The sequence below is a fragment of the Sporosarcina newyorkensis genome (assembly GCF_900167515.1).
GTDB lineage: Bacteria > Bacillota > Bacilli > Bacillales_A > Planococcaceae > Sporosarcina > Sporosarcina newyorkensis.
This window is the reverse complement of sequence record NZ_FUYJ01000003.1, coordinates 325,680-346,279: the sequence shown is the minus strand read 5'-3', so window position 1 is coordinate 346,279 and position 20,600 is coordinate 325,680. Positions and strand designations below refer to the sequence as shown.

General features: G+C 42.7%; 21 protein-coding genes and 1 riboswitch. Of the genes, 15 read left to right on the top strand and 6 right to left on the bottom strand.

What is annotated here, in order from left to right:
• Window positions 1–104: 104 nt before the first annotated feature.
• The gene (gltS, locus tag B5D59_RS08330) at window positions 105–1,295 is read right to left on the bottom strand and encodes a sodium/glutamate symporter (RefSeq protein ID WP_009766527.1); all 1,191 of its coding nucleotides are present in this window, start codon (window positions 1,293–1,295) and stop codon (window positions 105–107) included.
• Window positions 1,292–2,251, bottom strand: coding sequence for a formimidoylglutamase (gene hutG, locus B5D59_RS08325; RefSeq protein ID WP_078817601.1), 960 nt, complete (start codon window positions 2,249–2,251; stop codon window positions 1,292–1,294). Before hutG ends, gltS begins: the two co-directional genes overlap by 4 nt.
• Before the next feature lie 218 nt (window positions 2,252–2,469).
• On the opposite strand from hutG, the gene B5D59_RS08320 reads away from it, so the two are divergent.
• On the top strand, window positions 2,470–3,348 hold the full coding sequence (locus tag B5D59_RS08320; RefSeq protein WP_009766525.1) for a DMT family transporter: 879 nt from the start codon (window positions 2,470–2,472) through the stop codon (window positions 3,346–3,348).
• A 65-nt stretch (window positions 3,349–3,413) separates the two neighbouring features.
• Here the strand turns inward: B5D59_RS08320 and B5D59_RS08315 are convergent, their stop codons facing one another.
• Complete coding sequence (locus B5D59_RS08315) at window positions 3,414–3,653, bottom strand: DUF2187 family protein (protein ID WP_009766524.1); 240 nt, start codon at window positions 3,651–3,653, stop codon at window positions 3,414–3,416.
• Between the two features lie 193 nt (window positions 3,654–3,846).
• Between B5D59_RS08315 and B5D59_RS08310 the strand changes: the two genes are divergently transcribed.
• The 7 genes from B5D59_RS08310 (at window position 3,847) to B5D59_RS08280 (ending at window position 9,637) form a co-directional block, all read left to right on the top strand.
• Window positions 3,847–4,110, top strand: a complete 264-nt coding sequence (locus tag B5D59_RS08310) for a metal-sensitive transcriptional regulator (protein ID WP_009766523.1) — start codon at window positions 3,847–3,849, stop codon at window positions 4,108–4,110.
• An 83-nt stretch (window positions 4,111–4,193) separates the two neighbouring features.
• A complete protein-coding gene (locus B5D59_RS08305; RefSeq protein ID WP_009766522.1) occupies window positions 4,194–4,673 on the top strand; it encodes a DsrE/DsrF/DrsH-like family protein in 480 nt (159 codons plus the stop codon).
• 47 nt (window positions 4,674–4,720) lie between these two features.
• A complete protein-coding gene (locus B5D59_RS08300) occupies window positions 4,721–5,296 on the top strand; it encodes a sulfurtransferase TusA family protein (protein WP_078817600.1) in 576 nt (191 codons plus the stop codon).
• Window positions 5,296–6,417 carry an MBL fold metallo-hydrolase gene (locus tag B5D59_RS08295; protein ID WP_078817599.1) on the top strand — a complete coding sequence of 374 codons (1,122 nt, stop codon included), beginning with the start codon at window positions 5,296–5,298 and terminating at the stop codon, window positions 6,415–6,417. Before B5D59_RS08300 ends, B5D59_RS08295 begins: the two co-directional genes overlap by 1 nt.
• A 423-nt stretch (window positions 6,418–6,840) precedes the next feature.
• Window positions 6,841–7,068: a sulfurtransferase TusA family protein gene (locus B5D59_RS08290; RefSeq protein ID WP_078817598.1), complete on the top strand. Its 228-nt coding sequence runs from the start codon at window positions 6,841–6,843 to the stop codon at window positions 7,066–7,068.
• A gap of 60 nt (window positions 7,069–7,128) precedes the next feature.
• The gene (locus B5D59_RS08285) at window positions 7,129–7,905 is read left to right on the top strand and encodes a sulfite exporter TauE/SafE family protein (RefSeq protein ID WP_009766518.1); all 777 of its coding nucleotides are present in this window, start codon (window positions 7,129–7,131) and stop codon (window positions 7,903–7,905) included.
• Window positions 7,906–8,001: 96 nt separating this feature from the next.
• Window positions 8,002–8,108: riboswitch (SAM riboswitch) on the top strand.
• 236 nt (window positions 8,109–8,344) lie between these two features.
• Entirely contained in the window at window positions 8,345–9,637 is a 1,293-nt protein-coding gene (locus B5D59_RS08280; RefSeq protein WP_009766517.1) for an O-acetylhomoserine aminocarboxypropyltransferase/cysteine synthase family protein, read from the top strand.
• A 49-nt stretch (window positions 9,638–9,686) separates the two neighbouring features.
• On the opposite strand, the gene B5D59_RS08275 is transcribed toward B5D59_RS08280, so the two are convergent.
• The 3 genes from B5D59_RS08275 to B5D59_RS08265 all read right to left on the bottom strand — a co-directional run bounded on the left by B5D59_RS08275 (window position 9,687) and on the right by B5D59_RS08265 (window position 13,087).
• Window positions 9,687–11,177, bottom strand: a complete 1,491-nt coding sequence (locus B5D59_RS08275; RefSeq protein ID WP_078817597.1) for a glycine betaine uptake BCCT transporter — start codon at window positions 11,175–11,177, stop codon at window positions 9,687–9,689.
• 483 nt (window positions 11,178–11,660) lie between these two features.
• The gene (locus tag B5D59_RS08270; protein ID WP_078817596.1) at window positions 11,661–12,173 is read right to left on the bottom strand and encodes a DUF1572 family protein; all 513 of its coding nucleotides are present in this window, start codon (window positions 12,171–12,173) and stop codon (window positions 11,661–11,663) included.
• 107 nt (window positions 12,174–12,280) lie between these two features.
• Window positions 12,281–13,087 (bottom strand): IclR family transcriptional regulator domain-containing protein, encoded by an 807-nt coding sequence (locus B5D59_RS08265; RefSeq protein WP_078817595.1) that lies wholly within the window; start codon window positions 13,085–13,087, stop codon window positions 12,281–12,283.
• Between the two features lie 128 nt (window positions 13,088–13,215).
• Between B5D59_RS08265 and B5D59_RS08260 the strand changes: the two genes are divergently transcribed.
• The 7 genes from B5D59_RS08260 to B5D59_RS08230 all read left to right on the top strand — a co-directional run bounded on the left by B5D59_RS08260 (window position 13,216) and on the right by B5D59_RS08230 (window position 20,508).
• Window positions 13,216–14,337 (top strand): muconate/chloromuconate family cycloisomerase, encoded by a 1,122-nt coding sequence (locus B5D59_RS08260; RefSeq protein WP_078817594.1) that lies wholly within the window; start codon window positions 13,216–13,218, stop codon window positions 14,335–14,337.
• A 3-nt stretch (window positions 14,338–14,340) separates the two neighbouring features.
• Entirely contained in the window at window positions 14,341–14,808 is a 468-nt protein-coding gene (locus B5D59_RS08255; RefSeq protein WP_078817593.1) for a DUF3237 domain-containing protein, read from the top strand.
• A gap of 21 nt (window positions 14,809–14,829) precedes the next feature.
• Window positions 14,830–15,675 (top strand): alpha/beta hydrolase, encoded by an 846-nt coding sequence (locus B5D59_RS08250; protein ID WP_078817592.1) that lies wholly within the window; start codon window positions 14,830–14,832, stop codon window positions 15,673–15,675.
• Window positions 15,672–16,361 carry a CoA transferase subunit A gene (locus tag B5D59_RS08245; RefSeq protein ID WP_078817591.1) on the top strand — a complete coding sequence of 230 codons (690 nt, stop codon included), beginning with the start codon at window positions 15,672–15,674 and terminating at the stop codon, window positions 16,359–16,361. Before B5D59_RS08250 ends, B5D59_RS08245 begins: the two co-directional genes overlap by 4 nt.
• On the top strand, window positions 16,352–17,011 hold the full coding sequence (locus B5D59_RS08240; RefSeq protein ID WP_078817697.1) for a 3-oxoacid CoA-transferase subunit B: 660 nt from the start codon (window positions 16,352–16,354) through the stop codon (window positions 17,009–17,011). Before B5D59_RS08245 ends, B5D59_RS08240 begins: the two co-directional genes overlap by 10 nt.
• Complete coding sequence (locus B5D59_RS08235; RefSeq protein ID WP_078817590.1) at window positions 16,996–18,201, top strand: acetyl-CoA C-acyltransferase; 1,206 nt, start codon at window positions 16,996–16,998, stop codon at window positions 18,199–18,201. Before B5D59_RS08240 ends, B5D59_RS08235 begins: the two co-directional genes overlap by 16 nt.
• 501 nt (window positions 18,202–18,702) lie before the next feature.
• Window positions 18,703–20,508: a XylR N-terminal domain-containing protein gene (locus B5D59_RS08230; RefSeq protein ID WP_078817589.1), complete on the top strand. Its 1,806-nt coding sequence runs from the start codon at window positions 18,703–18,705 to the stop codon at window positions 20,506–20,508.
• The last annotated feature ends 92 nt before the right edge of the window (window positions 20,509–20,600 follow it).

Below are 20,600 nucleotides of genomic sequence, written 5' to 3'. Positions count from 1 at the left end.
ACTCCTCTCTAAATTGCGAATGCTTTCATTTTAACAGAAGGTCTAGTTAAATACGTAGGAAATGAAACAAAAAGAACCGGACAACTCGTCCGGTTCTTCTGACATTAACTAAATATATTAATCGTCGTGATAATGATAGGCATCGATACGACGTCAATCAAGAATGCGCCGACAATAGGCACGATCAAGAACGCTTTACGTGAAGGACCGTATCGTCCTGTGACCGCTGCCATGTTGGCCATGGCATTAGGCGTCGCTCCCAGACTATGTCCTGCAAAACCAGCGATCATGACTGCAGCATCGTAATCTTTTCCGAGTAAACGGAACAAAACAAAAATCGCAAATAGTACAACGAAGAGTACTTGTACGAAGACGATAACCAGCAATGGCAAAGCCAAACCAGCGACTTCCCATAGTTTGATGCTCATCAATGCCATAGACAAGAAGATACCAAGAGATACATCACCGATCAAGTTGATGCTTGTCATATGAACCGCATCTTCCTTGAAGCGATCGACTATATTACGTACAATTACTGCGACAAACATTGCACCGACGTAGCCAGGCATAACAAAGCCAGTTAAACTGGAAAATAAATCACCAATAAATGTTCCACCTGCGATACAAGCTGTGATCAGCAACACTTGCGTCAAGAAATTATCCGTATTGATCGGTGCTTCATGCGCTTCTACCGAATAGGCGGCTTCATGCTCGACTTCTGTAGATTTCAAGTTGTGTTTATTGATTAAGTATTTGACGATTGGCCCGCCGACGAGACCGCCAGCGACAAGACCAAACGTAGCGGCCGCAATCCCGATGGACAGAGCGGAGTCAATACCGAGACTTTCCAGTGTTTGTCCATAAGCTGTTGCACCACCGTGGCCGCCTTCCATCGAGACAGCGCCTGCCATCATACCGATTAGCGGATGCAGATTAAATAAATAGGCCATTGATACACCGATGACGTTTTGCACCAAAGCTAAAAAACCACATGCGATCCAATAGACGATGAGTAATTTCCCACCAAGACGAATCAGGCTGAAACTTGCACCTAAACCGACTGTCGTGAAAAACGTTAACATGAATAAATTTTGCAAAGAAGTATCCAATTGGAAGCTCAAAAGGTCAGTTGTCTTCAAAATAGTCGCAAAAACGGCAAAAAGCAACCCGCCTACGACAGGGGCGGGTATGCAGAATTTTTGGAGAACTCCGATTTTACGTACTAGGAGAGTTCCGATTGTTAGAAGTGCTAAGGCTAAAAATAGTGTCGTAATTTGATTTAACTCAATCGTCATGTAATTCTTCCTCTCAGCAATGCAACGATTGCTTCATTAGTTAAGTAGGCACCCAGTTTGACTGTTTGGTTTTGATGGTCAAGTGCTGGATTGATCTCTGAGATGTCGAATGAAAGGGTTTTCTTATGAGACGCTATGGTTTGGATAAACGTCCGTACGATGAGAGGATCCAATCCAAATGGAGAAGGAGCACTCACCCCGGGAGCATAGGCCGAATTCAATACATCAGAACACAATGTTAACAAAACATAGTCCTGCTTTTCAATGAAAAAGCTGATTTTCTGTAAGATTTCGTCCATAATACCCGATGTGATTTCTTGTTCTGTCACATATGACACGCCTTGTGCGTCAGCTTCGTCAAATAATATATCTGTATTTCCAAACTCCTGAATGCCGAGCACCAAGTATTCAACGTTTTCATCCGTGTCAAGCATTTGTTTGAACATCGTTCCCGAGGATGGCTGCTCGTCATAGCTGCGCAAGTCGAAATGCGCGTCGATATTAACGACGCCTAGTTTCGCATCAGGACCGATAAATTCCCGAACGCCTAGGTAGTGTCCGTATGCGGTTTCATGGCCGCCCCCTAAAATGACAGGGCACGCATTTTTCTCCAAGCTGTCTCGAACGGCGGCACCTAATTCAGCTTGTGCCTGTTCGAGTTGATTACCTTCACAAACTATTGTACCCACATCCATCAGCTGGCATTCAGCAGGCATGCGCCATGGGAGTTTTGCCAATTCACTACGCAAGGCATTTGGCCCTTCTGCAGCTCCAAGTCTGCCATTGTTGCGTCGTACGCCTTCTTCTGAAGAGAAGCCGATCAGCGTGCATGTCTTATTGTTGACTCTTTCTTGAGGAGCGGAAAGTTGTATCACTTGATGCATACGAAATGCGGCTCTGTTCGTCTCGCTGTCAGTTCGACCTGACCAGAATTTTTCATTAGTTTGAATTAACAATATACTTCATCCTTTCGGGCGTGTTACTCTTATTATAGTGGTCTGCATTTATAAATTCTAATACATCTTTTTCATGAATTCATGCTTTAAGGCTATAGGTGAGAAAAGAATGAATGAAAATTAAGCAATCACCGTATTGGAATGCTGCTCGGCCGTATTATAGAAGTCGTTGCAAAAAGACGTCCTATCTATAAAGCGGATGGAAAGGAATTGACTCTATGAATAAATTTTTGTTTGGCTTTTTAGTGGTTGTTACGACTGCGTTGATGGGATCTTCTTTTGCGATCGGCAAAATTGGGTTGGAGTATTCCTCACCTTTACTATTGGTTGCCTTGCGCTTTTCCATTGCGGGAATCATTATGGCAATAATCGTAAAAATACTAAAAAAACCACATCCCAAAACGTTTGGAGAGTGGAAGTGGCTGGTGCTGATTGGTTCGTTACAGACGGCTGCTGTGATGGGGTGTATTTTTATTGCGTTACGGACAATCACTTCCGGTGAAACTTCTATCTTGACGTTCACCAATCCGCTTCTAGTTGTGGTGATCGGTACGCTTGTACTGCGAATTCATTATCGGCTGCAGCAATGGCTTGGCGTAATTTGCGGGTTATTTGGTGTGTTTATTACGATGGGCGGACATTTGGATCTGAAGGTAGGTACAGTGCTTGGCTTCTTATCGGCTGTGGCGTGGGCGTGTGCTACACTCATTGTCAAAGTGCATGGCTACCGTTTTGATACCTGGGTGATGACGGCATATCAAATGCTTTTTGGGGGGCTCATCTTATTTGTCGCTAGCTTTTTATTGGAAGAGCCATTTTTCGAAGTGAATGCTTTATCATTAGTGATTTTAGGATGGCTGGCGATTGCTGCCTCCATTGTCCAGTTCTCGATCTGGTTTTATTTATTGCAGACCGGCAATCCTGAGCGGACGAGCGCGTTTTTGTTTCTTGCACCGTTTTTCGGTACATTGACGGGCTGGTTATTGTTGGACGAGAAGTTGTCGTTTTCATTGATCGTCGGTGGATTGCTAATCTGTCTAGGGATTTTTCTTGTAAACTGGAGGAGTAAGCGAGAATTGGGCAAGTTGCCGACTTAAGGGGCTGTGGGTTTATGGATAAAAAATAGCCTTGCATAGTAAAGATGCAAGGCATGAAAAATAGATTACTCTACCGTATAATTTTTGTGTGCAACAACAGTCATATTGGAAGCAGCGCCAATTTGTTCCGCGTCTGCCTCAGAAATTTTGACGATGACGGAGTTTTCGAGAATCTTGTGTATCGTTCCGGAAACTTCATGTTGATTGCGGTTAAAAGATATGACTTCATCTACATATCGCGAGGCCACAAAATCAGAAATCGGACGATCTTTACGAGGAAATGCCAATCGAATCAACTCCTTCATTAGTGAGGGTCTCATCTGTCGAAGACTTGTCTCTGACAAATGGAATAAAACGTACAATAGCCTACTAGAACTAGTATAACACATCGCGCAAAAAATTTCAGAATAGTAGAAACCTGTCGATTGATAAAGCATTTGGTTGACAGTATACCACTCAGGGTATAATCTATACATAATGCGAAGGAAGGTGAGACATATGGAGTACGATGATAAAGTGAAAAATCGGTTGAAACGTATAGAAGGTCAAATTAAAGGCGTGTTGCGTATGATGGAAGAAGGTAAGGATTGCAAAGAAGTCATTACCCAATTATCGGCCAGCCGTTCTGCGATCGATCGCACAATAGGTGTTATCGTGAGCTCTAATTTGATTACCTGTATGCAAAATCTAGAAGAAATGGATGATCGTTCCCACGAATCGATTATTAATGAAGCGGTGGATTTGCTTGTAAAGAGTCGCTGATAAAATAAGCTTGACTCTTTTTTTTATAAAGTGTAATATACCCCTATAGGTATATAAAGTTTTGAAAAGAAAGGGATGAGAACATGACAGAACAAAAGAAAACAACAATCGTGCTGTTTAGCGGCGATTATGATAAAGCGATGGCTGCTTATATTATCGCGAATGGAGCGGCTGCATACGATCATGAAGTCACGATCTTCCATACATTTTGGGGATTGAATGCATTGCGAAAAGATGAGCCAATTCAAAGTAAAAAAGGGTTTCTTGAGAAGATGTTTGGTAAAATGATGCCGCGTGGCGCCGATAAAATGGGTCTTTCCCAAATGAATTTCGCTGGGATGGGTCCAAAAATGATTAAACATGTGATGAAGAAGCACCAAGCTATGCCATTACCTGAGCTGATTGACCTGGCCATAGAACAAGACATTAAATTGATCGCCTGCACGATGACGATGGATTTGCTTGGTCTCAGTCAGAAAGAATTATTGGAAGATGTGGATTATGGTGGTGTAGCTGCTTATTTAGGTGAAGCACAAGATGGCCAGGTAAATTTATTTATTTAATAAATTTTTTCAAATTAATATACCCCATGGTGTATAGGAGGAATACTATGATACAAACAGACAGAATGTTGGACGCGAAAGGTCTAGCTTGTCCGATGCCGATCGTCAGGACGAGAAAAGCGATGAAAGACATGTTAGAAGGGCAAGTGCTTGAAGTGCAGTCCACCGATCCGGGCACAGTTGCTGATCTGCAGGCATGGGCGAAAAGTGCAGGGCATCACTATGTGGGAAATGTACAGGAAGCGGATGTCTGGCATCACTACGTTAGAAAAGCAGACAATGGCGAACTGCAGGAGAAAAAGTACCCGGTTACGATTATGAATGAGCAGCTTGCGGATAAATTGCGAGAGCCGAATACTGTTCTCTTGGATGTGAGGGAGCCTACTGAGTACGCCTTCAGCCATATACCCGGCGCCCTATCCGTCCCGCTTGGACAACTAGAAGAGAAAGCTGCGTATTTCGATAAGAATCAAAATATATTTGTGATTTGCCGTACAGGAAACCGAAGCGACATGGCTTGCCAGACGCTTTCGGAAGCTGGTTTTGAGTTTGTTACAAACGTGGTTCCCGGCATGTCGGGATGGAATGGAGATACAGAAAATACAACAGGGGGTACGAAATAATGAGAGCCATTCAAGCAAGTGAAGTCGCTAAAAAAGTGATTCGTGAAGAACCGTTATTTATTCTCGATGTACGTAATGAAGATGCGTTTAAGGATTGGAAGATTGATGGGAAGCAAGTACGCCATATGAACGTCCCTTATTTTGAATTGTTGGATGGTATTGAAGAAATTGAGGATTCACTTCCGAAAGATCAGGAAATACTTGTAGTGTGTGCGAAAGAAGGATCTTCCATCATGGTGGCGGACATGCTCGATGAGGAAGGGTATTCCGTTGCGTATTTGCAAGGCGGAATGAAAGCTTGGAGCGAGCATTTAGAGCCGGTGAAAGTTGGAGATTTGAAGTCTGGAGGAGAGCTTTATCAATTCGTAAGAATCGGTAAGGGCTGCCTGTCCTACATGGTCACTTCCGATGGAGAAGCGGCAGTCGTGGATGCTACGCGTATGACGAATGTATTTTCGGAATTTGCTGATCAGCTTGGAGTTAAAATTACACATGTCTTGGACACCCATTTGCATGCAGACCATATTTCCGGTGGTCGCAAGTTGGCGGAAGCAGCGGGTGCAACATACTGGTTGCCGCCGAAAGACGCAGAAGAAGTGACATTCAATTTCGCAGCATTGGAAGAGGAGGCTTCTATCCAGATCGGTAAAACGAAAATTGATATCCAGCCGCTATATTCACCTGGACATACAATTGGTTCTACTTCATTTATTGTGGATGACAGCTATTTGATGACAGGGGATATTTTATTCATCGATTCGATTGGCCGTCCTGATTTGGCAGGGTTGGCAGAGGATTGGGTAGGTGATTTACGTGAATCATTATACAGCCGTTACCAAGAGTTATCCGAAGAACTGATCGTACTTCCAGCGCATTTCATGATTATGGATGAGCTGAATGACGACGGTAGTGTTGCAGAGAAGCTAGGCGTGTTATATGAACGAAATCATGGCTTGAATATCGAGGATGAGGAGCAATTCAGGGAATTGGTGACAGGCAATCTACCGCCACAGCCAAATGCGTATCAAGAAATCCGCCAGACAAATATGGGCAAGGTCCAACCGGATGAAGAAACACAACGCGAAATGGAAATCGGACCGAATCGCTGTGCGGTGAGATAAGGTGTTGTAATCGAACCCACTTCGGCGCTTGCGGATGGCTCCCGCAATGTGCCGTTCTGGAAGAACGCCTGCCTGTCACATCGCTCCGTATACCCGCTTGTGAGGCGCCTACTTTTTTTGAGTGGGGGTTAACCGATGTGTTTTTCTAGCAAGACCATTTCAGACTAGACATCAGACTCGGAATTGCCTACTTTAAACACAACATAATGATACCTACCCATTCCAGCGAAGCCGCAACTGCGGGGTCGGCCGTTGCCATGAGACTGCTAGCATGAACTTCGCTAGCTGGCTCGTGGCGTAAGGCAATTCCCTAGCGGCACAGCGGTGCCAGTGAACTTTACTCTGCCAATGGAAGTCGAGCGACGGGACAACAAACTGTAATTTTATTTTCAATTAAAAACGATTCAAAAGGAGAAGATACAAATGAACACGACAAAATTTTTAGATGCTAAAGGATTGGCTTGCCCAATGCCGATCGTACGGACAAAAAAAGCGATGAAAGAACTAGAAGCAGGGGATATCCTTGAAATTCATGCAACGGACAAAGGATCTGTAGCAGATTTGACAGCTTGGGCCGCATCAGGAAATCACAAGGTAGTGGACCAGCAACAAGAGTCCGATGTCTTTAAATTTTGGATTCAAAAAGGATAAACTAAGCAAAGAGGGTGTTCCATTGCCCTCTTTCATTAGGAAGGAGGGAGAGAGAACATCATGAGTTTTACATTTATCATCACCATCTTCCTCATTGGATTTGTCGGCTCATTCCTTTCCGGCATGATGGGAATTGGCGGTGCCATCGTCAAATATCCAATGTTACTTTTCATTCCTGCATTACTTGGTTTTGAAGCTTTTTCATCGCATGACGTCTCGGGTATTACGGCAGTTGAAGTATTCTTTGCTTCTCTCTCAGGTGTCTTTGCTTATCGCAAGAGCAATCTAATCTTGAAGCCACTTGTGTTGTATATGGGAATCAGCGTATTGATCGGCAGTGTAATCGGAGGGGCAGGTTCCAGTCTGCTGTCGGAAGCAACCGTTAACATTGTATATGGTGTATTGGCCGTGCTGGCAGCCGTGATGATGTTCATTCCGCAAAAAGGTCTTGATAACATCCCCGTGGAAGAAATTGCGTTCAATAAATGGATAGCCACAGGAACTGCATTGCTAGTTGGGTTGGCTGCAGGAATTGTAGGGGCAGGAGGGGCGTTTATCCTCGTACCGATCATGCTTGTTGTATTAAAAATTCCTACACGGGTCACGATAGCCACTTCGCTAGCAATCACTTTATTGTCTTCAATCGGTTCGGCGTCAGGAAAACTCTTCACAGGGCAAGTTCCCTATGAACCGGCGCTTGTCATGATTATTGCGAGCGTGCTGGCGGCCCCGCTTGGAGTGAAGGTAAGTCGCAAAGTCAATACGAAAGTGTTGCAAGGAATTCTCGCTGTATTGATCATGGGCTCTGCAGTGAAAATTTGGTGGGATATTTTTTAGAAATCACAATGATTTCTAAACATTCTACTAATAACCCTTGCATTTAGTTGGTATTGGCTTTATACTATTTTTCAAGATGGAAAACGAATAGACAAACTCTTATCAAGAGCGGCGGAGGGATTAGGCCCTATGATGCCCGGCAACCGGCTAGTTATGCAAAGGTGCTACTTCCTACAAACTGTTGACAGTTTGGAAGATAAGAGAGGTATGAGCGAAAGCAAAGCCCTCTTCTTATTTTTAGGAAGAGGGTTTCTTTGTATACTCACTAGGCTCATTGTCTAGCTGCAGAGGGCAGCTGCTCGGGACGTTTCGGTCTTTTCGAAAAAGGGGGAGAGCACCCTTTTACGATAAGCCCTCCAACGTCTGTCACGACAAAACGCCCTCTTCTGCTTTTCAGTATTCCATCAGGTAGACTAATAAATTCGGAGGGGAAATAGTTATGACTAAATTTCAGCCAGAAACTGTTTTATTGCACGGAGGACAGCAGCCAGATCCTGTAACCGGTTCACGTGCTGTGCCGATTCATCGTACGACTTCATATGTTTTCAGAGATACAGAGCATGCACAGAATTTATTTGCTTTGCAAGAAGCAGGCAATATCTATACACGTATTACTAACCCGACTGTCGCAGTTTTTGAGGAGCGTGTGGCGCAGATCGAAGGTGGATCTGCAGCAGTAGGGCTATCATCCGGAATGGCGGCAATCGCATTTTCGATCCTGAACATTGCGGGCGCGGGAGATGAAATTGTGGCGGCCAGCAATCTGTATGGCGGCACGTACAATTTATTCGCTGTGACACTGCCGCGCTATGGCATCACGGTGAAGTTCGTGGATGCATCTGATCCGAAAAACTTTGAAGCGGCAATTACAGATAAGACGAAGGCGTTATTCGCAGAGACGATCGGTAATCCGAGCCTGCAAGTCCTTGATGTAGAAGCGGTAGCGAAAGTCGCGCATGACAACGGTATTCCATTGTTGGTGGATAACACGTTCCCGTCTCCATATGGCTCCAATCCGATTGAGTTCGGAGCAGACGTAGTCATTCACTCCGCAACGAAATGGATTGGCGGGCACGGCACGACGATTGGAGGCGTGGCGGTCGATGCAGGGAAATTTGATTGGACTCAAGGAAAATTCCCAGGGTTCACAGAACCGGATGAATCGTATCATGGGTTGAGATATGGCATCGATACGGCAGGGGCTGCATTCGCAACGAAGCTGCGCGTTCAATTATTGCGTGATTTCGGACCTTGCTTGGCGCCGGACAGTGCATTTAATTTATTGCAGGGGCTTGAGACGCTTCATTTGCGTGTGCCTCGCCATAATGAAAACGCACAGAAAGTCGCAGCATTCTTGAAGGGACATCCGGCAGTGGACTGGGTGACGTATACGGGTCTTGAAGAACACCCGACGTATGAGTTGGCGCAAAAACACTTGAAGCACGGCTATGGTTCCATTATTGTTTTCGGCATTAAAGGTGGCCGGGATGCAGGTCGTAAAGTGATTGATAATGTGGAAATCTGGTCGCATGTAGCAAATGTTGGCGACGCGAAGTCGTTGATCATTCATCCGGCATCTACTACGCACCAGCAGTTATCTGCAGAAGATCTGAAGAATTCGGGTGTGACTGAAGAGTTGATTCGCCTGTCTGTCGGGTTGGAATCAGCAGATGATATTATTGCAGATTTAAAACAAGCGATTGAGAAAGCGGTCGAAAAGGCTGTTCATTAATTAATAGATAAAAGCAAAAAAGTCACCGAGTCCGGTGACTTTTTTGTATTTACCGACGTTTCACTTTCCTTCGTTCTTCTTTCAATGACATGAACAACGAAGTGACCATCATGATCAAGATAACGGAAAACGGCAGGGCGGCGATGATAACTACATTTTGCAGCGCATCCAATCCACCGACAAACAATAAAATAACAGCGATCGAGGACTGAATCACTCCCCATACCACCTTTAAATTATTAGGTGGTGTCAGCGATCCGTAAGATGACTGCATACCGAGTACGAAGGTAGCTGAATCTGCAGAAGTGATGAAAAATGAAATGATAAGCAAAATGGCGATCATGGATATTATAGAAGACCACGGCATGCCGCTGAACATCTCAAAAATTGTCAGCTCAGTTGCAGTGGAAGCTAAATCAATAATCCCGGCCTTTTGTGTTTCAATTGCTGTAGTACCAAATGCAGAAAACCAGATCATACTTAACACGGTTGGTACGACGAGTAAACCGATCATAAACTCCCGGATCGTTCTCCCTTTCGAAACCCGGGCAATGAACATACCGACAAATGGCGACCAAGCGATCCACCAAGCCCAATAAAATATTGTCCAATCATTAAGCCATGCACGATTCCCAACATCAAGAGGGGCAGTACGGAAACTCATGCGAACAAGATGCTCTAAATACCCACCGATCGAGTCGGTGAACATATCGAAAATAAGCAATGTGGGTCCTAAAGCAATGACGAAAAATAATAATGCAATAGCAAGGACCATATTGGCATTTGATAAGATTTTGATCCCCTTGCCGAGCCCGCTCCATGCAGACACCAAGAACAAAATCGTTACTATGATGATAATGATGAGTTGCGATAGGAAACTGACAGGAATACCAAAAAGGTAATGCAGCCCCGCATTGACTTGGACAGCGCCAAGACCGAGAGATGTGGCAACGCCAAACACTGTAGCAAAGATAGCAAATACGTCAATGACAATACCGAGGGGCCCATTGACGCGGTCACCGAAAATAGGTTTCAAAGTAGCCGAAATCAATCCCGGTTGGCCTTTACGGAATTGGAAATAGGCCAGTGCAAGAGCTGTCATCCCATAGACAGCCCAAGCATGGAAGCCCCAATGGAAAAATGCTTGGCGCATGGCTTCTTTATAAGCCTCCGCTGTTTCAGGCCCCGCAGTAGCAGGATTGACTGCATAATGCGATAGGGGCTCAGCAGCACCGTAAAAGACAAGTCCGATTCCCATACCGGCGGAAAAAAGCATAGCCAGCCAAGATATTAAAGAGAATTGGGGACGATCGCTGTCTTTTCCTAAACGGATTCTGCCGATGGGGCTAAAGATCAGATAGACCGAAATGAAAAACAGCATGGATACCGTCAACAAATAGTACCAGCCAAAGGAAGAGGCAATCCAATTTTTAACGTCGGAGGTCATCCTCTCGAAGTGGTCCGGCGCAATCACTCCATAACCGACGGCTATTATGACGGCAACCAAGGTGATATAAAATGTTAGCGAGATTTTTTTCATAATTCCTCCTAAAACTAATGTAATGTAGTGAAGAGGTTGATTGTGGAAAGAATGTTTTAAACGATAAGGCAAGATTGCTTATATACACTTAGTTGTACCCAATAATCGTCGATACAAACTTTGGTACGATCAGATAAATTAGCATTTTTGGAAGGGTAAAAGTGGAAGAAGATGAGACGGCCTATTCGGCATCCGTCTCACTTGATAAGTAGTATCACGCCAGTTTTAAAAGTATCACTTTTTGTGAATGGTGTGCATATGCGGAATCCTTATTGCAGTGATGGCAAACCTGTTAATTATAATGTATAACCCAGTCAATAGAATCGGAGGATGGAGCAGGTTGTTTAATTCTTAGGCATATATGTATACTGTAGCTGGACAAAATTACCACACGCTATATGAGGACAAAATGTTTACAAATACAAAAAAAGGAAACTTGGCTCTTTCATAACTATATGATATAGAGGATCTGCTCACAATCTATCATTCGAAGTATTCTTCTGATTGTCTTTTAGGAATACTAAGGTTTACCCAAGTATTATTTTTTAATTGTTTGCCTATATATACGATTTGCCCTATGTGGGAAGCATAATGGGTCAATTGTCTTTCTAACGCTTCGAGCACGATAGTGCGTTTACCACGAATATATACATCCCTTAACAAATGTTCACCTTCTAGTTCTTCTAATGTTTCAAAAAGAATACTCCAACCCTTTTCCCAAACTGCGATCATTTCATGTTTGGTTAGAGAATCCTCTTCGAATTCACTATCTCGTTTCCTATTGGGTTTTTCACCATCTGTGGTTAAAAAATTTGTAGACCTAGATATCATGTTTCCGCTTATATGTTTTGCTAAGACAGCAATACTATTTGAAGCCTCGTTTAAAGTCCAATGAATATCATCCTCTGTCAATTGATCTATTGTATCATCCCCAAGGCGTTTAATGCCATTAAACCTTTCTTTGATGACATTCAGATAAACATTTTCTAAGTTCATGGATAATCCTCCTTGATTTATATTGTTCTACGCCTTGTTAATTAGTTTCTTCAGTGGAAAAGGATTCCACTTCCATATGTGTTCCGGCAACTGTATGTTAGTGCATGTTATAAATTCATGGGGTGCGGAGACCTGGCCAAGTCTTCGCTGATTTTCTGAGCCGTCTGCAATAAAAGAGGAATCAATTTCTCTTTTATTTCCTTTCTGCTATTTCTTCCAGTGTGTGTCGATATATTAATGGCGGCAATAACCTCGCCATTTCGATTTGTAATTGGTGCAGCCACTGAGCTCAATCCCTCTTCGAATTGTTGTTCTGCCAGCGACCAGCCGTTCTTTCGGATTTGTTCCAGTTGTTTTATTAATTGTTTCTTGTCGGTGATAGTGTGATTTGTATAGCTGGATAATATAGCCTGTTCAAAATACTCTTCCAACTCCTCGGATGGTAAGTGCGCTAGCAGAACTTGCCCCATTGATGTGGCGAATGCGGGCAAACGGGAGCCGACGCCTAACGACATGGTCATTATTCGCTTTGTATGAATGCGTGCTACATATACTATCTCGTCATGGTCTAATACAGAAATAGAAGTAGATTCACCTGTTTGTTTGACAAGTTCATCCATAGGGTCGTGTGCAATTTCCCATATGTTTTTTGATGAAAGATATGCATAACCCAAGGAAAGTACCTTAGCTGTCAGTGCATATCGTCCATTGTCGGACGTTAGATAGCCTAGACTTTCGAGCGTTAAGAATATACGACGAATGGCGGGTCGACTTAAATTGGTAATGGCTGCGGCTTCACTGACCGTTAATGTTGAATGCTCAGTAGAAAACGATTGGATGACGGATAGCCCTCGCTCCAACGATTGTATAAAGTCAGCACTTTTGATTAAATTATTAGAATATTTGCTTGACATTGATTGTATCCTCCTTGTTATAATAGTGTTGTACGATATATGTATATTTGTACGTCAATCGTACAATGATTTTTTTAATAAAGCAAGAAAAAATAGAAAGTTTAATAAAACGATAAGGGGAATCAGTCATGGAACATTCAATTAGGAAAATCAGCACGATAATTGTAGACGTACCGATCAAGAGGCCTCACCAATTTGCGACTGAAATAGTCTCGACTAAGAGCATGTTGCTTGTGAACGTGGAACTGGCTAATGGTCTAGTCGGCGTTGGTGAAGGTACGACGCCTGGAATCTGGTGGAATGGAGAAAGTGTTGAAACGATGAAGGTAGTCATTGATCAATATTTCAGTCCCTTATTAGAAGGAAAAGACCCGAGGTATACAGAGCAAATCCTTGAACTGATGGACATTCACGTGAGGGCCAATCCATTTGCTAAAGCAACCGTAGAAATGGCGCTTTATGATGCAGTAGGTAAGGTATATGAAGTGCCGGCTTATCAACTGTTAGGAGGGTTATACCAAGAGTCTATTGAGGTGAAATGGGCACTTGCCACGGGGGATGCTAATGGAGACATCGAAGAAGGAAAAGAACTGATAGAGAACAATAGGTACAAAGATTTTAAAATAAAAGCCGGGAAATACAAGACTGCTGAAGATGCTGAACGTGCAATCCAAATAGCAAACGGTCTGCGTGGTATTTCAAGTATAGGCATTGATCCGAACGGCAGATGGGATCGTTTGACAGCCATTCGTTATATGGATCGTCTGAATGATGCGGACATTGACTTTTTGGAACAGCCATTATCTCCATTGGATATTGAAGGGGCGTCCGAACTTTCCGCTATGAGAAAGGTGCCTGTAATGGCAGATGAAGGCTTAGCGACAGTGCAAGATGCCATGCGATTGATTTCTGCTAAAGCTGCTGATATTTTTTCATTGAAAATTCATAAATCCGGTGGAATGCGGAACACGATAAAGATTGCTGCCATTGCCGAAGCGGCAGGTATTCCTTGTTTCGGAGGGACATCATTGGAAAGCTCTATAGGGACTTCGGCGTGCCTTCATGCTTATGGTACTATTCGTAACTTGCAATATGGCAGTGAACTATTTGGACCTCAGTGGCTTGCAGATGATTTAGTGAAAAATCCTTTAGTTTGCGCAGAAGGAAAAGTACAAGTACCAACTGGACCGGGATTAGGCGTGGAATTAGATGAAGAGAAGGTAGAAAAATATAGAAGGAAGAGTGAGTAAACAATGAAATACTTTGATGCACCCTCATTGTCATTCTTATGTAATTTGGAATTAACCGTTGAAAAAGCACACTTGCCAGGTGTGACGCCAGTCGGTAACAGAAGAATTATCCGAGTCGAAGGTGGGTGTTTCTCGGGTGAGCAACTTAATGGGAGAGTGATACCTGGGGGTGATGATTGGATAACTGTCAGAGAAGACGGAACCATTATTCAAGATGTTCGCATTTTGTTAGAGACTGATGACAAAGAACTCATTTTACTGACATACCGGGGAATACGGACGGGTAGTAAAGAGGTACTTGCAAGGCTTGATAACAATGAAAAGGTAGATCGTGAGGAATATTATTTTCGGACAAATCCAATCTTTGAAACTGCTTCTAAAAAGTATGATTGGTTAAACAAGAAGATTTTTGTTTCGATAGGTGAAAGATTGCCGACTGGAGTTAGATACTCCGTGTATCAAGTTGATTAAGAGGAAGGAAGGTGTCCGATAATGGCAGAAATACATCATCTGACTGATCATAAAAAGTTAATGTTTCATGAATCAGACGGCACAGCAGGAACTATCATCGCAGTCCATGGGCTGACTGGCAATCATAAGACATTCTTACATTATGAACAGGGACTGGAAGAGAGCTATCGCTTCATTAGTTATGATTTGAGGGGGCGCGGGGATAGCAGTCCAGCAGAAAATCAAACATCGATTTTTGAGCATACAAAAGATTTGCTACTGTTTATAAAACAAAAAGGAATAGAAAATCCTATCTTGATGGGGTATTCAATGGGTGCTTATATTTGTGCTCTCGCTGCAAGTGAAATTCAAACGAAAGGACTTATCTTACTAGATGGTGCAGGCATAACTGAAGAAAAACAAAGAGATTTAATTGTCCCGTCTCTAAGTCGCTTACAGAAAAAGTATGCTACAAAAAATGATTATGTCACACAAACGAAGACGATTTATGAGGGCTTACACGTTGAATGGGATGCGATTGTCGAAGAGATTACAAACTACGAGGTACACCAGACTGCTAACGGATGGCAGCATAAATCGGATGCACTAGTGATGGAGAAAGACTTTAATAGTTTCTATGCATTTAAACCTAAAGAAGTGTTTCTGAAAATAAATTGTCCAATCCTGCTTGTGATCGCTTTGGGTCCGTTAGGTCAAAAACCACCCCTTTTTACGAAGGAAACGTACGAACAAACGATTGAATATGCGAAAGATATTCAAACGATTGAAGTCCACGCGAATCATTATACGTTGATGTTCGAAAAGCAACCGTATATTGAAAGTAAGATTTTGGAGTTATTAAACAGAGTAGAGAAGGTGACTCAATGAAGTCGATAAAAGAGACTTCTATTCGGGAAGCGGTTCAGCATATAAAGTCGGATCATACGCTTATGGTAGGGGGATTCGGATTAGTGGGAAGCCCGCTATCCATTATTTATGATCTAATCGATTATGATGTAAACAATTTGACTGTGATTAGTAATAATGTTGGTGAGCAAGGAGAAGGGTTAGGAAGATTGCTTCAACAAGGTAAGATTAAAAAGGCAATCGGCTCTTACTTTACTAGTAACCGAGATGTTGCTAAGTATTACAATCAAGGGAAGCTTGCATTGGAATTGCTTCCACAAGGAACTTTAGCAGAGGCCATACGTGCTGGCGGCGCAGGGATTGGCGGTTTTTACACGAAAACGGCAGTGGGGACCGACCTGGCAAAAAACAAAGAGACGAAGATGATTAAAGGCGAGCAGTATTTATTTCAAGAAGGACTCAAGGCGGATGTGGCAATTATTCGTGCTTGGAAGGCAGATACATTAGGAAATCTCGTTTACTATAAAACTGCTAGAAACTTTAATCCCGACATGGCAACTGCTGCGTCGTTTGTAATTGCGGAAGTAGATGAAATTGTAGAAGTTGGAGAACTCCCTCCGGAAGATATCGTAACGCCGCATTTATACGTAGATGTCATTGTCACGAGTAAATGGGTGTTAACGAAGGAAGGAGTGAAATCGAGATGAGAGAATTGATTGCCAAGAGAGCGGCCGTAGAACTGACTTCACACTCTGTTATCAACTTGGGGATCGGTATCCCTACATTAGTTGCGGATTATATTACGGATCCCACCATTACTTTGCATACTGAAAATGGCATGCTCGGTGTGACGGCGGTAGAGCCTGAAAAAATTGACCCTTTAATCGTCAATGCGGGTAAGCAGCCGGTTGGGGAAGGGGGAGGTGCTTCTTACTTTAGTAGCGCGCAATCGTTTGCGATGATCCGTGGTGGGCATGTCAATACTGCTATATTGGGTGCGCTACAAATTGATGAAAAAGGAAGAATTGCCAACTGGGCAATCCCTGGAAAAGATATAATTGGCGTCGGCGGAGCAATGGATTTATTGGAAGGGGCACAAAGGATTATCATTACAACGAGCCATACGGCAAATGATGGCACTCCGAAAATCGTGGAGAGCTGTACGTTTCCAATTACCTCTAAACGCGTAGCAGATATGATCATTACAGAATTAGCTGTATTTAAATGGAATGGATATATATATGAGTTAATTGAATTGGTAGGAGATGCTACTCTAGAAGAAGTCCAAAATAAAACAGAGGCGAGGTTTAAGATCAGCGAGGGGATAAAGGGGGAATCATTTTGTTCAGAGAAGTAGTTATAGTGGACGCTGTGCGGACTCCGATTGGCAGATACAACGGACAATTAAAAAATGTACGTCCGGACGATCTGGGAGCAATTGTCATTAAAGCATTAATGGAGAGGAATCCTGAACTTCCTGTCGATACAATTGACGATGTCATTTTAGGAAATGCCAACGGAGCAGGTGAAGAAAATCGAAATGTGGCCAGAATGTCTTCACTGTTGGCAGGACTGCCTCAGGAAGTGAGTGGGACTACGGTCAATCGTTTGTGTGGGTCAAGTTTGGATGCAGTCAGTATTGGTGCGAGAGCTATTTTATCAGGAGAATGTGATGTGATCATTGCAGGTGGTACAGAAAGTATGTCACGGGCACCTTTTGTCATGGCGAAACCCGAGCGTGCTTTTCCGCGAGGAGATCAGACATTGGCAGACACAACGATTGGGTGGCGGTTCATCAATCCGAAGATGCAACAATTGTATGGAGTGGACTCTATGCCGCAAACAGCAGAAAATGTAGCTAGACGATATGAAATATCACGTGAGGAACAAGATGCCTTCGCCGTGAGAAGTCAACATTTGGCGGGCGAAGCGCTAGCAGCTAACAAGTTTCAAACCGAAATTGTGCCTGTTGTTTACAAGGATCGAAAAGGGATTGAACATAGTATAGATATCGACGAACATCCTCGACCTGATACAACAATTGAAAAATTGAATTCGCTTTCTCCATTATTTGAAGGGGGAACGGTAACTGCAGGAAATGCAACGGGGGTCAATGACGGAGCTTCAGCTATGCTCCTCATGGAAGCGGAACGGGCCAAAAGTTTGGGTCTCCAGCCGTTAGTGAAATTTATCGGTTCGGCTGCAGCCGGTTTAGAACCTTCCGTCATGGGACTTGGTCCGATTTATTCTACAAGAAAACTTATGAAGAAGTATAGATTGAACACCGATGATTTTGATTTAATGGAAATCAATGAAGCCTTTGCTTCCCAATCTATCGCATGTATTCAGGAATTGGGATTTGAGATGGATAAGGTAAACGTTAATGGAGGAGCGATTGCCTTAGGACATCCCTTAGGTGCAAGTGGGTCACGGATTTTGACTACTTTAATTTATGAAATGAAACGACGGCATTCAAAACGAGGTCTTGCGACGATGTGTATTGGGGTTGGGCAAGGAATATCGGTTGCTGTTGAAAATATAGAATAAAAACAGTCTCCTACATGGTAATTTTACAAAGTGGGAGACTGTTTTGACGCCACGACAAGTTATTTGTTGGCATCATTTTGATAGAAACTATTAACTGATTGTCCGCATAGTAACAGTATTCGAAATTTATGAGCTTGCTATAACACTGTTTGTAGTATAGTAACTTACAAGTCAAACCATTCTCTGATATAAATGTTCTTTTTGCACTGTGAAATCGTCTTGCGGTTAGTCTAGGATGTGTAGCAAAATATGTTTAGGATAGGAGTTGTCCTATCAAATGAGATTTGGCTTTATTACCTCTGTAATCTGAGACGAGATACTTTATTTGAAAGAGGTTCCAACGGACGTATACGCTACCCGGAAAACCTGAAATTGATAACGCTTTCTATCTTGATTCCTGAACTCATCGTCATTTCGATACCCGACCAGCTGAAAAGAATTGCTGACTACATGTTTATAAAATCCTGTGAAGAATGATCACATTAGAGAGGAAGTGTAAGAATGGTAATGAAGGCAAATCACTTATTATTGCAAAATGTACTTGATGTCAACCCACGAACAGGAGTTATCCAACTGCACGACAAACGTATGATGCTGATGTCGGTTGAGGCATTAGGAATTTTACGGTCAGACTTGATCACGACACTAGGTTACGAAAGAGCAAAAGGGTTTTTAATGAGATATGGATGGTCATGTGGATATAAAGCCGCCGAAACGTTAGAATCCCAGTACGAGTGGAAGTCTTTAAGAGAACTTATATTTGCCGGACCTGCCATGCACACGCTTGAAGGAGTAGTAACAGTTGAACCTGATTACCTTGAAATTTGTGAAAATCATTTGGAGTTTGGTGGCTATTGGAGAAATTCGTACGAAGCAGACGAGCATATTGAAAAGCATGGGATTGAGCAAGGGGCCTCCTGCTGGACGCTGGTTGGTTACGCAAGCGGGTACCTTACAAAAATATTTGGTAAACAAATTATTGCCCATGAGAAATATTGCCGGGCTAATGGAGACGCCTATTGCTATTTTGTCGCACAAACCGTGGAAAAATGTGATGAAAAACATTTACAAGACTTACGTTACTATCAAACAGAGTCTTTGCAAGGGGTACTAGAAGATGTGTATGTAGAAATGCAACAATTGAATGAAGATATTATGGAGTCAGAGAAAATTCAAAATGAGTTGACGGAGCTCTTTCTGGAAGACAAAGATCTGAATGAAATTACCCAAGTAATCGGAAAAAAATTAGAATGTAGCATAGTGGTGGAGCATGCGTCTGAGATTTATTCATCCTATTATGAAACAGGAGAGGATGAGAAGCGTATTACCAAATGGTTCGAGGATGAGCAGATGGAAATGGACCGAGTAGTGGAAGTCTTCAATGTTAAAAGCAATAAAAAGAATTTGGGTAGAATGATTGTACTTGACAAAGAGAAACTTTCTCATAAAAAACAACTGATCATTAATCGGGCCCTTATGGTGTTAACTATTCAAATGTTTCATTACCGTAAACTTATGGAGTCGAAATGGAAACAGAAAGCTACTTTTTTTGATGATATTATTCAAAATAAACTGTTAGACCCATCCACAATGCAACGGCAGGCCGCTATGTTTGGTTTCACAAAGAATCAAGTGAAAAGAGTCATTGCTATGAAAGTTGAACCTTTTGAGAAAACGGAGGAGGTACTCAGTTATCTGATACAAAAGCATGTAGGACAAGACCCGTTTTTAAAAGATGGCCGTGTAATTATGATTGTCAGTTTGAATGAACAGAATTGTGTAGAAAGATACGCTACCCGATTGATTCAGGAATTGCATAAATCGTTTCCTAGAGTGAAGGTACATTTAGGATCCGGACGTGCAATAAAATCGATTGATCTGATGAGAGACAGCTATTTGGATGCTACGAGAATTTGTGATTTTATCTATTTGACGCATCCCATGGAAAGCAAACAAGCAGACTACAAAGAGTTGGAACCAATTATGATTTTGTTGCAAGGTGCGGATCAAAAAGAAATGATTCGTTATTATACGGAGACACTGGGAGAAATTATAGACTATGACTCAGAAGGCCAAGGAAACTTGCTGTTTACTTTGAAAGCATTCTTAGATAATAACGGAAATTTACAACAAACAGCCGATCAGCTTCATCTATCGATAGCAGGGCTACGTTATAGGATTGAACGGATTGAGGCATTAAGCGGAATTGACTTGAAGACTGGGGCTGGAAGGTTTAAGGGCCAGTTGGCCACCCAAATCTATTACGCTTTGCAAATTATCAGTAAACACAACGGATCATTCAATTGATTCGTTTTTTTATTTTGTATGAGTTTTATTTTTTGGATATCTGCTGCCATACTGCAAAAAGTGCTAGTGAAAGGGCTTACATTACAACTTAT